The sequence below is a fragment of the Aeromonas sp. 19NY04SH05-1 genome (assembly GCF_040581895.1).
Taxonomy (GTDB): Bacteria; Pseudomonadota; Gammaproteobacteria; order Enterobacterales; family Aeromonadaceae; genus Aeromonas; species Aeromonas enteropelogenes.
This window is the reverse complement of record NZ_CP095328.1, coordinates 1,690,885-1,705,894: the sequence shown is the minus strand read 5'-3', so window position 1 is coordinate 1,705,894 and position 15,010 is coordinate 1,690,885. Positions and strand designations below refer to the sequence as shown.

The following is a 15,010-nucleotide window of genomic DNA, read 5'->3' as shown; positions in this document are numbered from 1 at the left end:
AAACTATTTAATGCATTACTCACCGCATCATCCATATCAAAATAGCGATACTCAGCAAGGCGCCCCAGGGCGATCAGCTGCGAGAACTGGGTCAACTCATCACGACACGCTTGATAATGCTGTTTGGCCGCGTCGGTAAATAGCGGGTAGTAAGGCTCTAGCCCCTGTTCCGGCTGATAGTCACAGGGATATTCGTAAACGATGCTGGTACCGGGATGTACCTGCCCGCTGAAATGCTTGAACTCGGTGATCCGCGTGAAGGCTTCTTCATTCGGATAATTGACGGTGGTGACCGGTTGAAATTGTTCCTGCGCCAGATGGCGATGCTCAAAGCGCAGTGAACGGTATGGCAGGCAATTCCCCTCTGCCGGCATCAGCTGATCTAGCATACCGGTATAGATCAAGGGGCCGCCAAACGGTGCACCATCAAGCAGCACCTGCTTCTGCTGCCAATCCAATCTGACACGCTGCACCATGGGGGTAGACAGCCGCACGTCAATCAGCGGGTGTGCAAGCAGGCGCTCAAACATGGCGGTATAGCCTGCGGCCGGCACCGCCTGCCAGGGGTCGGTGAAGTAGCGATCATCCCGACTGACCACCACGGGTACCCGCGCCGTTACTTCAGGGGATATCTGTTCGGGAGGCACCCCCCACTGCTTGCTGGTGTAGTTCACAAACGCTTTGCGATAGATGAAGTCCGCCAGCTCACCCAGCAGGGGATGCGCCTCTTTGCGTAGCTCCAAGATCGGTACTCTGGCGCCATCACCGAACCGGGTGCGCAGGGCCTCAATCATGGCTGCAGCTTTGTCGGCCTGGAAGCAACGTTCTATGCTGGTCAGGTTGAACGGAATAGGCACCAGTTGTCCATCGATACGTGACAACACACGATGCTCATAAGGCAGCCACTCGGTAAACTGCGACAGGTAATCCCAGACTTCTTTGTTGTCGGTATGGAAGAGGTGTGGACCATAGCGATGGACCAACACACCATGCTCGTCATACTCGTCAAAGCAGTTGCCACCGATATGGTCGCGCTGTTCCAGCACCAGCACCTTCCAACCAAGCTGGCTGGCCATTCGCTCAGCCATGACGGCACCGGAAAGCCCGGCGCCAATGACGATCGCCTGATAACTCATTGAGAAGCTCCGAAAAGCTGTTGCGCCACGATTGTGGGTTGAGCACGATTCTCCCAGGCCAATTGATGTCGCTCATCGAAGAACCAGCCATCCACCACGGATTCATTGATGAAGCGCTCGAAACGCGCCACATCGCCTTGCTTGAGAAAATAGAGTGCCGTCGCGAAACGGTAGTGCGCCTTGCCTGCCGCGATAACCGATTCGGCGACCCCGAATGGACGCGCGTTGTCACAGGCTTTGAGTTGATCAGCCAGTACCTGTTCCCGCCGCTCTGGCGAACGCTTGGTTTGTCCCCCAAAGCTATGGGAGTGGATCCGGTAACGGCCATACACTTCGGGAATAAAATCGACGCTCCCCTTGCCATACAAGGCGTTGAGGATGTGCCACGGATGGTCGAGGATGATCTTGCAATCGGCATCCACCGCCTCCTGCAAGTGAGGATGGCGTCGAAAGGCGATCGAACTGGCATTGGGGAAACAGCCGTAGCGGATCAAGTGTTCTGCACTGGCCTGGCTGGGAATATAAGCAGCATTGTAATAATCGCGGCTGTAATGGGCCGTAACCTCTTCTGTTTCGCTGTCAAATACCTCTGCCTCGTGATAACAGAGCGCACAGCCGGGATGGACATCCAGATAGTCGGCCAGTACCTGCAACTTGCCAGGCAGAGCAAGATCATCACCATCGACGTAGGCAATATATTCACCTCCCGCCTCGGCAAGCAGACGTTTCTGGGTCTGGGCTAGCCCCCTATTCTGCGGATTCTGCAATGCCCGCAGCTGCGGCCACCGGGCTGCCAGCCGCTGCATGATGGACCAGGAACCATCGCTCGAGCCGTCATCGATGGCGATCACTTCAAAATCGAAATTGGTTGTCTGCTCGAGCAGGCTGAGCAGGCAGGGTTCGATAAAGCGCTCCAGGTTGTAGACCGGCACCAATACGCTGAGTTTCATGACGAGATCCAGGAAAATGAGTAGAAAAGAAGCGAATGGGGGAAAATCGGCAAGGCTACCGCACGGTCTGTGTCAACCTTTCTCCCCCTTGATGGGAACTTTTACTGCAAAGCCTGTGCCAAATAAAGTTAATTCATTGAAATGTCTGGTTTTTTGTGAGATCGCAACCATTATTGCGCGTTTGTGTGCCCACGGCTGCACACTCGCAGCATATCGAGTCCATCCCAGTGCCATTCGAATGCCAGTGCCTGTCCTGGTGCCACGACCCTGTCGATGCGACAGGCTGTTGCTTCTACCAATGCGGCTTCGCATTGCGCTTTTTGTTCGCCCACCCAGACACAGGTTTGCATGTCCCAGGGTTGTTGCAGCAACTCAATCAGGTTATCGGCCACAAATTCGGCAACTGTACCTCCCCCGATATGAGGGAGTCGCAGCGAAGTGGCAGGAGTCAATAAGGTGACGCCCGGGAGTGTACTCAACTGCATCTCACCCGCCATGGCGGCATTTTGTTGACTGTTGATGAGGCGCTCCATGGCCAACGCGGGAGCCTGGGCGAAGGGAGAAAACACCGCCTCCAGCACATGCCGGCGCAGGTCATTATCTGGCTCTTCCAGCCAGCAGAGGGTTGTCGGCGAAGCGCACGCCTGCTGATTGAAGCGGGTACAGTCCTGCTGCAGGGCCGACAGCACTTGCTGCAATCGTTCTGGCGCCAGCCCTGCCAGCCAACGACTGTCGAGCACCGCCATGGAACGGCGATCCGGAAACACCACTTCCTGGGCATTCGGGGAGAGCGGAATGGCTCGCACCCGGTGGATGGTTTCATCGCCACCCCAGACGATGCGCAGACGACAGCGATCCGACAGCCAGGCGGTGATCCCCTCGTCATGGCCGTAACGCACGAAGCGGGTACGCTCGGCAACAGGGCGCCACCCGGGTTGTTGAAACAGCTCGTTCAGGATGGCCAGCATGGCCTCCTGCATCGGATCAATCCGTGATGAGAGACGCACCACCGAGCTGTTGCCCGTCAAGAGCGCCATCAACCAGGAGTAGAAGGCCACCGTCGGGACGTTGGAGGGCACCAGATGAAAAACCATACCAAGCGGCATGCGCCCCGCCATGCGCTTGCGCTGCTCATCAATATTCCTCGGGCGAAGCCAGAAACCCAGCGCGGCCAGATCGGGATAACGCCGCCCCTCCTGCTGCAAACGGGTCGACAGCGCCGCCACGAAATCGCAGATGACGGGGGCAAAGCAAGGCAAGGGTTGGGCAATAAAACCATGCCAATCCGTCAGAGGGGCCACGAAACTGACCTCGGGACCTCCCTGCCACTGCGAAGCCTGCGAAGGGGTTACTGGAAGGTGTCGCTGCATCCTCTCACCTCGGCGCCCGGCTGGCGCCCTGATACATGAAAATAACGGCCACGGCGGCCACAAGGGCAGTCATCCTCTCCCAGCAAGACGCCAAGATCTTCGGTCAACAGGCTGTGACCCGGATAACTGCCGGGAATGGCCGAGAGCACCTGCAACAGGCCCGGCCGGCCCATCCCCAGCGGTTGATGGGTCAGCGGATCACGCACCAGCAGATCGGCAAACACGGGGGCATGGAGATGACCCTGTTCACACTCGACGAAGACCGAGCCCACCTGCTCCACCATGCCGTAAAAATTGTGCACCCGACGCAAACCCAGTTGCTCGTGACAGCGCAGCTTGAAGGCCGGATTGTCCACCGCCAGATGCTGCAATTTCTTCCAGCCCCCACTGTGAAACAGGATGCCCTCGGCAAAGGGCAGCTGTATACCACGCTCGCGTAGCGGCTCCAGCAGGCACTGCCACACCATGAAGGTAAAGCCAAACAGTAACACGGGCTGACCGGCGTATTTGTCACAAAATGCCTCGATGACCGGCCAGTTGGGCCGCATCTGCTCATCAAGGGCATAGGTATGATCACGCCCGAGGAAGGAGAGCCCCAGGGCCCCCGCCCCGCGAGCCGAAAAACCGCTGCGATTCTGAATAAGCGCGGGTTGCTCCACCAGCAACATGGGCAGACGCTGCTTGCCGACAAACTCCTGCAGGATCTTCACCAGCACCTTGCTCTGCAGGGCGGCGGTCTCCCGATCCAGCACTATCCGCGACGGCGCCCCCGTGGTGCCCGATGAGGTCAGTACCTTGAACACCTCCTCCTCTGGCACGCTCTGCCATTTGGCCAGTTTGAACAGGCGCGCGGCGAGATAGGGTAGCTCAGCGCAAGACGTAGCTTGCCCCCAGCCAAAGGCCGACAAGATATTGGCGTAAGGGGGACAAGCTTGCTGATGCCGGGCAGTCAGCTCGTTGAGGCGCGCCAGCAACAGAGCCGACTTCTCCTGCTGGACAAGGTCGAAAACGGGGGACTCCAGCAACCTGTTCATGATGCCTCCAACAGGGTCAGCAGGGCCGGGTAATCAATCTTCATATTGCTGCGTCGTGGCAGCGGCTGCATGCGAATGCGAACGCAGGAGGGGGGTACCATCAACCAGCGGGCAACCTCGATCTGCAGCACATCGCATGCAACCTCTTCCCCTTCGATGGCTACCAGCAGGCGATCGTCGCGACCGGTCGCGGCGCAGGAGTGGCCCCGAGCCTGCAACCAGCTCTCCACCTCGGCCAGACTCACCCGTTTGCCAAAGAGCTTCAGGAAGCGATTGAGACGCCCGGTCAGGTAGAACCGTCCGGCCTCGTCGCAGCGGGCCAGATCACCGGTAAAGAGAGCCTCCACCTCGCGCCCGCGCGCCAGCTCAGCCATGCCTTCGGCATAACCCAGCATGACGTTGGGGCCTTCATAGACCAGCTCTCCCTCCCCTTCGGGCAGTCCCGGCTCGGGGCGCAAGGAGAGATGCCCTCCCGGTACGGCGCGACCGATGGCATCCGGGGCAACCAGCACTTCGTCATGCCCCAGCCAGGCGATACGCGGCGCCGCCTCGGTCTGGCCATACATGACAAAAAAACGACGCCCCAGTGACGCAGCCTGATGGGCGAACTGGCTCGCCAAAGTCGGTTCGAGGCGCCCACCGGCCTGGGTCAGGGTCATGAGACTGGGGTAACGGCTCCAGTCAAAACGCAAACGACTCAGCATCTGGAAAGTGAAAGGCACCCCGGCCACGCTGGTGACCCGATGGGCATTGACCTCCTCCCAAAACTGGCGTTCGAGAGGGCTGGCCGCGCTCTGCACCAGCGAGGCTCCCACCAGCAGATGGCTGTTGAGCACCGACATGCCAAAGGAGTAGAAGAGCGGCAAGCTGGTGATCGCCCGCTCCGCACTATCCAGCGCCAGATACTCGGCGATGGCGGCGGCGTTGGCATTGAGGCTGTTCCGAGAGATCCGCACCCACTTGCTGGATCCCGTGCTGCCGGAGGTTGGCAGCAGCAAGGCAAGCTCTGGATGCAAAGCGGGTGCCTCGCCAAGGTGCACGAGGCAACCTTCCGCTGTCACGACCAGGCTCGCGCCAAACCGCTCGCACAGGGCACGGCGCGTCTCCTCGTCCTGGGCCGGATCGGCCAGCATGACTGCATGACCATCACGCAAGGCCAGCAAGTAGTGAAGCAGGTGACGAGTTGAGGTCACAAAGGGCAGATAGATCAGCTGACGCCCGCTCGGGTAGGCCTTGGCGAGCCGTGCTACCCGCTGCGCCAGCTCGCCGTAGCTGAGCCAGCCCTCATCGGGATCCCGCCAGGCAGGGGCGCTATTGCCCACCACCAGATGGGTTAGCAAGTCGGGTGCGCTCAAATCAGCATGCCTCCATCGACCCCGATCACCTGACCGGTGACATAACGGGACAGATCCGAGGCCAGGAACAGGGCCACACTGGCGACCTCGTCCGGCGTGCCGATGCGCCCCATGGCGATGCTGGCTACCCGTTCGTCAAACTTGGCTGGCGGCAGAGAGCGCGCCATATCGGTGTCGATGAAGCCGGGGGCGATGGCATTGACCCGGATCTGGCTCGCGGCCAGCTCCTTGGCCAGTGACTGGGTAATCCCGATCACCGCCGCCTTGCTGCCGGCATAGACGGCTTGGCCGGCATTGCCTACCCGGCCAATGATGGACGCCATGTTGATGATGCTGCCCCCACCGGAGCGTTGCATCAGGCGAGCCGCATACTGGCTGCAATAGAGAGTGCTGTAACTGTTGGTCGCGAAGGTGCGCTCTATCTGCTGCTGCTGGACCATGCCGAGCAGAGCATCGTCCAGCACCCCTGCATTGTTGACCAGCACGTCCAGCTGGCGGGTCTGGCCAAAGAGTTGCTGGAAGGCCTGCTTGACCGCCTGCGGATCGGCCACATCGAAGCAAAGCGGTATACAAGGCACTCCAAACTCGACGCCGAGCGCCTCTGCCATCTGGGTGATGGCCTGCTCATCGCGACCATTGAGCCACAACTCGGCGCCCTGGGCGGCAAACTGCCGGGCGATGGCGAGACCGATGCCGCGCCCAGCGCCGGTGATCACTACCCGTTTACCCTGCAACAGGCCGGTCATCAGAGGGCGACGCCATATTTGGCCAGGATCTCCCGCGCCTTGCCGACCGAGCTCATGTCGATGATGTCATCGGTATCGAGCAGCACACCGTAGTGATCCTCCAGCTGGGCAATCAAGCCCATATGGGCGACGGAGTCCCACTGGGGGATCCCCTGATAGCTGAGCGCATCGGAAACCTGTTCAAGCTCGATGCCCAATGCATCGGAGAAAATCTGTTCTAGTTGCATCATCAATACCTTATAAAACGAGCGATTTTGGCGCGAGCGGCGAAATAGGCCTCCCGCTCGAGCACATACAAACCGAGGCCATCCTCCTGCGTCTCGTAAAGACGGTAGCCACACGCCTCGTGAAAGCGGACAGAAGCCTGATTGCTGGCAAATATCTTGCCAAACAGCTGTGACAGACCCAGCCCTTCAAAAGCCAGATCATTGAGGGCGAAGGCAACGCAGAAGGGCACTATGTTGTTGCGATACTCATCGACATAGATATACATGCCCGGTTCACAATGCCCGGCGTCACGATTGACTTTGATAAGAGAAGCGACCCCGATGGGCTGATCTTTAAACCAGACCAGATAATAAAACTGATCCTTGGCGTGCTGCAGCCTGGCAAACCACTGCTGCTGCATCTCCCTCGTGATATGGGTCTTGTCCAGCATCAGGTCGGCAATCTTGGGATCGTTGCGCCACTGGCGCACCATCTCGATATCATCCTGTGCCAGCGCCACCAGCTTGACCCCGTAGCGGGCAAACTCTTTCAAACCTGTCATATCACTGTCCATTTCACGGTGATTTTCAATTATCTCTTTTGCCATCAATGAGTTCAATCGAAGATCCTGGGTCATGCCAACTGTCATCATTCACGGATTCAGGGTTACAATCCTGCTTATTACTGTCATATCGGCTTTTCATGGAGAAACTTCATGGCCATCGCCATCATCCCGGCCCGAGGGGGCAGCAAGCGCATCCCGCGCAAGAATATCCGTCCCTTCTGCGGCCAGCCCATGCTCGCCTATGCCATCAACGCCGCCAAAGCGGCAGGGTGTTTCAGCCAGATTGTGGTCTCTACCGATGATGAGGAGGTCGCCTGCGTGGCACGCCAGCTCGGCGCCGACGTGCCCTTTTTACGCGCCGCCAGCCTCGCCGACGACCACACCGGCACCACCCCGGTGGTGATCGATGCCATTCGGCGACTCGACGAGCTCGGTGTCACCAGCGATCACTACTGCTGCATCTATGCCACCGTGCCGCTCATCCAGGCCGATGACCTGAAGGCGGCCCACCAGCGCCTGCTCGCAAGCCAGGCTCCCTTCGTCTATTCGGTGGCGGAATTCGGCTTTCCCGTTCAACGGGCAGTACGCATGGATGAGCAGGGACGCGTCACCCCCTTTTGGCCGGAACAGATGGTCAAACGTTCTCAGGATCTGGAGCCCGCCTATCAGGATGCAGGGCAGTTCTACTGGGGCAGCCGCGCCGCCTGGTTGGGCGGCATCAGCCCGGTGGGCGGAGAAGGAATAGGACACATATTGCCAAGGCACAGGGTGGTCGACATCGATACGCCGGAAGATTGGCGCCTGGCCGAACTGCTCTATCGGGTATTGCAGCAGCATGACGTTTGAGATCGCGTTTCGGCTCGATGCGAGCCCCGAAATAGGGCTGGGCCATCTGATGCGCTGCCTGGCCATCGCCGATCGGTTGCAGGTGGCGGGGGCCGAGTGCCACTTTCTCTGTTATGGGTTGCCGGCTCACCTGCAGCCTCTGCTTAAGCTGCACCACTACCACCCTCTGGCTGCGCTGGATGATGCGGGGCCCCTGTCCCAACTACGACCGGCCTGGCTCATCGTCGATCACTACGCCATCGACCAAGCCCTTGAAGCCTCGCTGGCGCGCCACTGTTGTCAACTGCTGGTGATCGACGATCTGGCGGATCGACCGCATCACGGTCAGCTCCTGCTGGACCAGGGACCTCTTCGCACCGCAGCCAACTATCAGCCCCTGATACCAGACAACTGTCGCCTGCTGCTGGGAACCGATTACGCGCTGCTGCGCCCGGCCTTCCGACAGCTTGCACGCCAAGAGATCGCTCAGTGGCAACGGGGGCTCATCTGCTTTGGCGGCGCCGATCCGGCCGGCGCCTGTCTCACCACCCTCAACAGCTTGGCTCGTCTACCCTGGGCCCGCACCATCCAGTGGACCCTGGTGGCGGGCGGCGCCAACCATTTCTGGGACGAATTGCAGCAGAGGGTTGCCGAGCTGCCCGAACTTGGCATCGACTTGTTGCGCCAGAGCGATCAGATGGCGCAGTTGATGACGCGCCACGATTTTGCCATCGGTGCCGCCGGCGGCATGACCTGGGAGCGCGCCTGCCTCGGCCTGCCAACTCTGGCGGTGCCCATCGTCGACAACCAGCAGTTCAATGATGAGGTGATCGACCGCCTCCAGTTGGCCGAACGCCTGACGCTAAGCGAGCTCGCTGACCCCTCGCGGCTCGCGCAGGCCTTGTGTTCACTGGAACAAAAGGCCGAGGCGTATCGCCAACGCGGTCAGCAGCAAGTGGATGGCCTCGGGCTCGATCGCCTCACCGCCTGGCTGCTGCCGCAAACCGGTTATCAACTGCGGCCCGATGGCCAACGCTGGCAATTTTTACAAAATGATGGCGGGCAGGAAGAGACATGCCTGCTCACCCTTGACTTAAGCGGCCAGCAGTTGGCCTGGCAGGCACACCAGCCACTCAGGCCACAAGATTGGCAAGAGCTGGCATATCGCTTGCTAAAGATTTTCTCCCAATTCCCACTTTATCTTGCCAAACCGCCGCAAGATGCGCCTCCAGCCCCCTGGCAGTTGGCGCCACAAGGCTGGCAACTTGGCACAGGAACCTGAACACAGATGCAGATTGCTCATCAATCCATCGGCCCAACGCAGCCCCCCTATGTGATCGCCGAACTGTCGGCCAATCACAACGGCAACCTGGAGCGCGCCCTGGCCATCATGACCGCCGCCAAGGAGGCGGGAGCCAGCGCAGTCAAACTGCAAACCTATCGCCCCGATACCATCACCCTCAAAAGCGATAGACCCGAATTCCAGATCCATGGCGGCCTGTGGGATGGCCACAGCCTTTATGACCTCTATGAGTGGGCCCATACTCCCTGGGAGTGGCATCAGGCACTGTTTGCCAAGGGGTGCGAGCTGGGGCTCACGGTATTTAGCAGCCCGTTCGATTTCAGCGCAGTCGATTTGCTGGAATCTCTTGATTGCCCGGCTTACAAGATTGCTTCCTTTGAGCTGGTGGACCTGCCCCTCATTCGCTATGCCGCCCAGACCGGCAAGCCCCTCATCATGTCCACCGGCATGGCGAATGAAGCCGAGATCGCCGCCGCGGTCGAGATGGCGCTCAAACACGGCAACGGCCAGCTGGCGCTGCTGCACTGCGTCAGTGGCTATCCCGCGCCCGCGGCCGAATACAACCTGCGGGCCATCCCCATGCTGCGCCAGCGCTTTGGCGTCGAGGTGGGGCTTTCTGACCATACGCTGGGCAGCGCCACCGCCATCGCGGCAACCGCGCTCGGTGCCACCCTCATCGAGAAGCACTTCACTCTTGCCCGGGCGGATGGCGGACCGGATTGCGCCTTCTCCATGGAGCCCGCCGAGCTTGCCGAGCTGGTTGCCTCGGTCAATACCGCCCAGGCAGCGCTCGGCGTGGCCGACTATCAACTCACCCCGAGCGAGCAGGGCAACCGCGCATTTCGCCGCTCCCTCTATCTGGTCAAGGAGATTGCAGCCGGAGAGCGCCTGACCGAAGCCCACATCAAGTCGGTTCGGCCCGCCATTGGCCTGCCCCCGGCCGATTACGATCGCCTCCTCGGCAAGCGGGTTACCCGGGACATGAGCGCCAACCAACCGCTGGATTGGGAGTGGATAGCACAGGATGAATGAGGAACTGTTTGCTCGCCATGGCCAGCTTATCAGCGAGCGCTGGCCCACCCTCTGGCCCCGCCTGTTGGCGCAAGATGTAACGCACCTCCAGGTTGAACTGACCGAGGGACTGGGTTCCACCCTCAGCGTCGACGGGATCCAGCTCACCAGCCGTCACGACAGGGTAAAGGAGGCCGAGCTACAGGCCGCCAGCCTTCCCGAAGATCCCGTACTGCATATCTATGGCACCGGACTTGGCGATCTACCCCGCGTGCTGTTGCAACGCAGCAGCTTGCGCCGTCTGGAAGTAAAAATCATGAATGGCGCCCTGTTTGCGCTGGTACTGCGCCTGCTGGAACAGGATGACTGGCTCGCTGATCCCAGGGTCGTGCTCACCATGGCGGGAGATGACCAGGAGATCCGGTTACCCTTCTTCGCCCTGCCGGCCGAGCTGCTGCTGGTCGACGATGCAGCCGTCCGCATCCGGGATCGGCTGATCAGCGAGATCAACCTGCCATTCGTCAATCGGCGCTTCAAAGCCGATGACCCCGAACGCCTGGCGCGACTAGAAAGCAATCGCGAGTTACTGGCGCACGATGCCGACGTGACCAAGCTGTTTGGCTCCCGACCTGGCTGCACGGCGCTGATCATCGCCACCGGCCCGACACTGGCACGTCACCTGCCCTATCTGGACGGACTTGCGAAACTACCCACACGGCCACTGCTCATCTGCGTCGATACAGCCTACAAGACGCTGCTGGCGCACCACATCCAGCCGGATCTGGTCGTCACGATCGATCACCTGATAGGTCAGGACAGGCTGCCAGCTCACGGCTCCGAAGAGGTCAAGCTGGTCTACTTCCCCATGCTACCCCATGAGACGCTGGCCGCCTGGCAGGGACCGCGCTACGGCGCCTACTCGATGAGCCAGACCTATGAGGCCCTGCGCACCAGCTTGCCCAGAGGCGTACTGCATTCAGGAGGTAGCGTGATCCACCCGGCCGTGGATCTGGCCGTCAAGATGGGGGCCAACAATGTCATCTTGATGGGCGTCGACTTCGCATTCCCGGGCAATCAAACCCATACCGGTTGGCAAGATGGTTCACTTGGCCCGAGTGCCCATACAGCGCGTCATTGGGTGCACGATGGCCATGGCAATCGGGTGGCCACGACCCTGAACTTTGCCGGCTACCTGTGTGAGCTGGAGCGCTACATAGATCGTCACCCCGAGGTTCGTTTCTGGAACACCTGCAAGGATGGTGCGCATATCCAAGGCTGCCACTATCACCCGGAGATAACCCAATGAGTGCCTCTCTGACAGCCCAACTCACTGCACTGGCGCAACGTTTTCGCCTTGGCTTGTCTCTGGAGGCAATCCAGACGCTTCCTGCCTTGCTGGAGCAAGCCGCATCCGAGAGCCTGAGCTGGCCTGCACAAAAGCAGCAACCGCTGCCCATGCTCATCAAGCGCATACTGGAGCAACAAGAGCGTGAAGATTGGCTGGCTCTGGCTGACGAACTCGAATATGAACTCGTCACCCTCTTCGAAATGACCGACAAGGGGTGACGCCCTCCCCGGCTTCACGTTCTACACCTCATACAAAAAAGCCCTCCATCGTCTCTGACGGGAGGGCTTTGATTGTTCTGACAGCTCAAGATGTCAAAATATTATGACAACTGATAAGCCAGACCAGGCACAGCCGCGATGTGTCTTCCCTGGATATAATCGAGGGCATGGGGATAAATCATTCCCATACGGTCAAGAAATTCCACAAAGAGATACCTGTGCTCATTGACACATGCCATGCACAAGGTTTCATCATCGTTGAAATAGGCTATCGCCAGATACAGGGTAAACATGCCGTTGAGAGAGCCAAACAGTATGTTGTGGATATGAGACTGTCTGCTCTCCCGGATCACGTTGATATATTCCATGCTGCGTTGCATCGCATCCACCAGCATGGCCCGTGAGGTAAAGTCGGCAGCCCAATCCTGTTTAATCAACTCCATCACCCGGGCAAACAGCTCAACGTCAAGCAGCGGCTCGATCGCATCACGGGAAGTATCCAACGAGATGGCCATGTCGTTGTAGATATAATCAACCAGCACCTTCTTATCGAGCATAGGTGGCAAATCCACAATATCCCGGCTTTTCAGCGGTTCACAACCCTTGATCAAAGCGCCATCGGAGCAGTTGTATATGTTTGCATCCGGGCAATGCTGAACCAGAAATTCAGCCATCATCACAGAGGCAGAAAATAGCTGATTGGTTTGCACTTCACCGCCAAAGTTGGCAGGCCTGATATTGTCAGCCAGCGCCAACGCCATATCTTTATAAGCGGCGATAGGTTTGCCCTTGTCATCATAATAACCGCTCAGACGGGAGTGATGGTGCTCGGCAGACTTGAATCCATTATCAAGCCCGAATAGATAAACGCGTTCAAAACCCAGGTGCAGCGGCAAACTGATCCCCAGGTTGCCCACCAGCGGATTGATGCAACTCAAGCACTGCAGTTCTGCCGCCCAGTCAAAATGATTGCACAACAGGACGTAAAGCGGCTCATCAGCCTTGATACCGAGCACATATCGTTTGAACATACGCTTGGTATCGGCATGAATGACATCCGGGGCAATCATCAGGATATCCTGCAAATACTCGCTGGCATTCATCTGGGCAAGATGTGCCGCAACCATGTTGACCCGCTCGACCGCAACATATATGTCCGGCGTAATGCCCGCCCTATAGAGCGAGGAGATTGCCGTACCGCATGCGATCAATATGGCCTGATGCTGATGTGCTCTGATAAATTCGATATCCGCATCCAGCGACGGGCCATTGGCGATGACAAAGACAGGTGTTTTTTTAAGAGATGCCGGCAGTCGGTTTTTCAGACTCAGAAAACGGGCGCCGGCAAGGATATTGTCAACGCCATTTGCGAGGCCAAACAGGCTGTCATCAAAAAAGCCCCATCCCATCGCCAGCGAATAGAACTCTTTGGCAATTTGAGCTTGTAGCGATGAGAGCACTGCTGATTGGTAGTGGGACATGCCAAACACGTGGGAGGATAAAAATGCACCTTTTTTATTCACCGCATCCTTGAGATCCTGCATGATGACGTGTTCATCCTGCCCCAGAAAGATGTGAATACCCAGCTTATTTTCAGCAATGTAATCCAGCAATGGCGCCCAATCAAAGCAGAACAGGGAGGCGTAGAAAAGATCCAGGTTAGGCTCAAAAACAAACAGATTGACGATATTTTTACGCTCGTAGAGATATCCCAACTGATAGCCAAGGCCCAAACCAAACATAAGCATCAGTGGAATATCGTGAGGAAGTTCATCCAAGCCAGAATCAATCTGTTGGCGGAACTCTGCTAGCACATTCTCCAATACATTGGTATAGAGAAAGTGTTGCTGCAGGAAAGGATCCCACTGCCGCTCGATACCAAATTTTATCAATCCACCGGAGGCCAACGCAGCTTCAAGCTGCTGCAGGCAGTCATCAAATGGATTTTCGCCATATAAAATATGGCCGCTCTCCTGCCAACGCAGATTGGCAATACCATTTTCGCTACAAAATATTTCGAAATCGGCGCTTGGCTTGTAGGATGAAAACTGCTCGGCTATCGAGGGAATATATTTTTGGAAGGCATCGATATTCTGTGAAAAACGAACCGGAATTAGTTGTGCCAATGCAATTTCTTGCTGATGTTGCAATGTCAAACGTTGCAGCTCATCTTCCGAACGATTAATGATATCATTTAACGATGGCATTAGAACTCTCCACGGTTTTTATTATATGACGCCAACGCTTTGCTACTTCTGCTGAGCAATGAAATTGATTCAGCCACTTCATTTTTATGTTGGGAAAGCGCGTCGACAATCTGAGCATCCAGTTCAGACACCTGCTTAACAAATTCGCTATAGTCGACTTGAGGGTCACGATGGGCAATCAACTTGTCGATCACCACTCGTCGTTCGTCTATCAGAGCGGTAGTGAGGTTTTCGTCCTCACCACCCAGCGATACCATGATGCGTTGCGTCAGCCTGATGATTTCATTGCGAAGATCAGGCATCAGGAAAGTTCTCCCCTTTCACGGCGCATCGCATACGCTTTTTGCTTCTCCTCTTCCGGTACCTGATCCCAGGCACTCTTGATGGGAAGCATCAGCCCGATGACTTCATCAATCGCGGCAATATCCATGTTCACGGATGCATCGAGCAAACGATCCTTCATATAGGCATACAAGCCATAGAGATCATTGGTAATGCCACCCAGTTCCATATCAAGGGAGTCTTGCAAACCATTCAAAATGGCGGTAGCAGACGAAATCAGCATCGATTTCTGTTCATAATCCTTGCGCTCAATGGCTCCTTTTGCCTTGGCCAAACGTTCCAGAAAACCTTGCATAAGCAATTGAATGACACGATGGGGATCGGCCACCGACAATTCGGCTTCAAGTGACGCAGCTTTATATGCTTTAATGTTTCGCTGATACATAACACCGT

At 57.6% G+C, this 15,010-nt stretch carries 15 protein-coding genes and 1 pseudogene; 5 read left to right on the top strand and 11 right to left on the bottom strand.

Annotated elements, in window-relative coordinates; translation table 11 throughout:
• Positions 1-8: 8 nt before the first annotated feature.
• The 8 genes and pseudogenes from glf to MRK42_RS07935 form a co-directional block, all read right to left on the bottom strand.
• A pseudogene (glf, locus tag MRK42_RS07970) lies at positions 9-1,136 on the bottom strand (UDP-galactopyranose mutase); the annotation flags it as partial.
• Complete coding sequence (locus MRK42_RS07965; protein ID WP_338612127.1) at positions 1,133-2,086, bottom strand: glycosyltransferase; 954 nt, start codon at positions 2,084-2,086, stop codon at positions 1,133-1,135. The gene MRK42_RS07965 and the pseudogene glf, both read right to left, overlap by 4 nt.
• 170 nt (positions 2,087-2,256) lie before the next feature.
• Positions 2,257-3,456, bottom strand: a complete 1,200-nt coding sequence (locus MRK42_RS07960) for an acyl-CoA reductase (RefSeq protein WP_338612126.1) — start codon at positions 3,454-3,456, stop codon at positions 2,257-2,259.
• Entirely contained in the window at positions 3,435-4,490 is a 1,056-nt protein-coding gene (locus MRK42_RS07955; protein WP_338612125.1) for an acyl-protein synthetase, read from the bottom strand. Before MRK42_RS07955 ends, MRK42_RS07960 begins: the two co-directional genes overlap by 22 nt.
• Positions 4,487-5,845 (bottom strand): AMP-binding protein, encoded by a 1,359-nt coding sequence (locus tag MRK42_RS07950; RefSeq protein WP_338612124.1) that lies wholly within the window; start codon positions 5,843-5,845, stop codon positions 4,487-4,489. The genes MRK42_RS07955 and MRK42_RS07950 overlap by 4 nt, the downstream gene beginning before the upstream one ends.
• A complete protein-coding gene (locus MRK42_RS07945; protein ID WP_338612123.1) occupies positions 5,842-6,591 on the bottom strand; it encodes an SDR family NAD(P)-dependent oxidoreductase in 750 nt (249 codons plus the stop codon). The genes MRK42_RS07950 and MRK42_RS07945 overlap by 4 nt, the downstream gene beginning before the upstream one ends.
• Positions 6,591-6,824, bottom strand: a complete 234-nt coding sequence (locus MRK42_RS07940) for an acyl carrier protein (RefSeq protein ID WP_338612122.1) — start codon at positions 6,822-6,824, stop codon at positions 6,591-6,593. Before MRK42_RS07940 ends, MRK42_RS07945 begins: the two co-directional genes overlap by 1 nt.
• On the bottom strand, positions 6,821-7,360 hold the full coding sequence (locus MRK42_RS07935; RefSeq protein WP_338612121.1) for a GNAT family N-acetyltransferase: 540 nt from the start codon (positions 7,358-7,360) through the stop codon (positions 6,821-6,823). The genes MRK42_RS07940 and MRK42_RS07935 overlap by 4 nt, the downstream gene beginning before the upstream one ends.
• Before the next feature lie 153 nt (positions 7,361-7,513).
• Here MRK42_RS07935 and pseF point away from each other — a divergent pair, with 153 nt between their 5' ends.
• Genes pseF through MRK42_RS07910 form a run of 5 tightly spaced genes read left to right on the top strand, consistent with a single transcriptional unit; the run spans position 7,514 to position 12,068 of the window.
• The gene (gene pseF, locus MRK42_RS07930; protein ID WP_338612120.1) at positions 7,514-8,209 is read left to right on the top strand and encodes a pseudaminic acid cytidylyltransferase; all 696 of its coding nucleotides are present in this window, start codon (positions 7,514-7,516) and stop codon (positions 8,207-8,209) included.
• Positions 8,199-9,470 (top strand): UDP-2,4-diacetamido-2,4,6-trideoxy-beta-L-altropyranose hydrolase, encoded by a 1,272-nt coding sequence (gene pseG, locus MRK42_RS07925; protein WP_338612119.1) that lies wholly within the window; start codon positions 8,199-8,201, stop codon positions 9,468-9,470. Before pseF ends, pseG begins: the two co-directional genes overlap by 11 nt.
• A 6-nt stretch (positions 9,471-9,476) precedes the next feature.
• Positions 9,477-10,523, top strand: coding sequence for a pseudaminic acid synthase (pseI, locus tag MRK42_RS07920; protein WP_338612118.1), 1,047 nt, complete (start codon positions 9,477-9,479; stop codon positions 10,521-10,523).
• A complete protein-coding gene (locus MRK42_RS07915; RefSeq protein ID WP_338612117.1) occupies positions 10,516-11,808 on the top strand; it encodes a 6-hydroxymethylpterin diphosphokinase MptE-like protein in 1,293 nt (430 codons plus the stop codon). Before pseI ends, MRK42_RS07915 begins: the two co-directional genes overlap by 8 nt.
• On the top strand, positions 11,805-12,068 hold the full coding sequence (locus tag MRK42_RS07910; protein WP_338612116.1) for a hypothetical protein: 264 nt from the start codon (positions 11,805-11,807) through the stop codon (positions 12,066-12,068). The genes MRK42_RS07915 and MRK42_RS07910 overlap by 4 nt, the downstream gene beginning before the upstream one ends.
• Before the next feature lie 101 nt (positions 12,069-12,169).
• Here MRK42_RS07910 and MRK42_RS07905 read toward each other — a convergent pair whose 3' ends face one another.
• The 3 genes from MRK42_RS07905 to fliS are packed head-to-tail and all read right to left on the bottom strand — an operon-like array spanning position 12,170 to position 15,002.
• Complete coding sequence (locus MRK42_RS07905) at positions 12,170-14,275, bottom strand: 6-hydroxymethylpterin diphosphokinase MptE-like protein (RefSeq protein WP_338612115.1); 2,106 nt, start codon at positions 14,273-14,275, stop codon at positions 12,170-12,172.
• Complete coding sequence (locus tag MRK42_RS07900) at positions 14,275-14,577, bottom strand: hypothetical protein (protein ID WP_102948271.1); 303 nt, start codon at positions 14,575-14,577, stop codon at positions 14,275-14,277. The genes MRK42_RS07905 and MRK42_RS07900 overlap by 1 nt, the downstream gene beginning before the upstream one ends.
• Positions 14,577-15,002 carry a flagellar export chaperone FliS gene (gene fliS, locus MRK42_RS07895; protein ID WP_102948270.1) on the bottom strand — a complete coding sequence of 142 codons (426 nt, stop codon included), beginning with the start codon at positions 15,000-15,002 and terminating at the stop codon, positions 14,577-14,579. The genes MRK42_RS07900 and fliS overlap by 1 nt, the downstream gene beginning before the upstream one ends.
• Between the last annotated feature and the right edge of the window lie 8 nt (positions 15,003-15,010).

Bases quoted from the DNA above. Each gene is read 5' to 3' on its own strand.
- MRK42_RS07965 (WP_338612127.1), bottom strand. From the start codon at position 2,086: ATGAAACTCAGCGTATTGGTGCCGGTCTACAACCTGGAGCGCTTTATC.
- MRK42_RS07960 (WP_338612126.1), bottom strand. From the start codon at position 3,456: ATGCAGCGACACCTTCCAGTAACCCCTTCGCAGGCTTCGCAGTGGCAG.
- MRK42_RS07955 (WP_338612125.1), bottom strand. From the start codon at position 4,490: ATGAACAGGTTGCTGGAGTCCCCCGTTTTCGACCTTGTCCAGCAGGAG.
- MRK42_RS07945 (WP_338612123.1), bottom strand. From the start codon at position 6,591: ATGACCGGCCTGTTGCAGGGTAAACGGGTAGTGATCACCGGCGCTGGG.
- MRK42_RS07935 (WP_338612121.1), bottom strand. From the start codon at position 7,360: ATGACAGGTTTGAAAGAGTTTGCCCGCTACGGGGTCAAGCTGGTGGCG.
- pseF (WP_338612120.1), top strand. From the start codon at position 7,514: ATGGCCATCGCCATCATCCCGGCCCGAGGGGGCAGCAAGCGCATCCCG.
- pseG (WP_338612119.1), top strand. From the start codon at position 8,199: ATGACGTTTGAGATCGCGTTTCGGCTCGATGCGAGCCCCGAAATAGGG.
- pseI (WP_338612118.1), top strand. From the start codon at position 9,477: ATGCAGATTGCTCATCAATCCATCGGCCCAACGCAGCCCCCCTATGTG.
- MRK42_RS07915 (WP_338612117.1), top strand. From the start codon at position 10,516: ATGAATGAGGAACTGTTTGCTCGCCATGGCCAGCTTATCAGCGAGCGC.
- MRK42_RS07910 (WP_338612116.1), top strand. From the start codon at position 11,805: ATGAGTGCCTCTCTGACAGCCCAACTCACTGCACTGGCGCAACGTTTT.
- MRK42_RS07905 (WP_338612115.1), bottom strand. From the start codon at position 14,275: ATGCCATCGTTAAATGATATCATTAATCGTTCGGAAGATGAGCTGCAA.
- MRK42_RS07900 (WP_102948271.1), bottom strand. From the start codon at position 14,577: ATGCCTGATCTTCGCAATGAAATCATCAGGCTGACGCAACGCATCATG.
- fliS (WP_102948270.1), bottom strand. From the start codon at position 15,002: ATGTATCAGCGAAACATTAAAGCATATAAAGCTGCGTCACTTGAAGCC.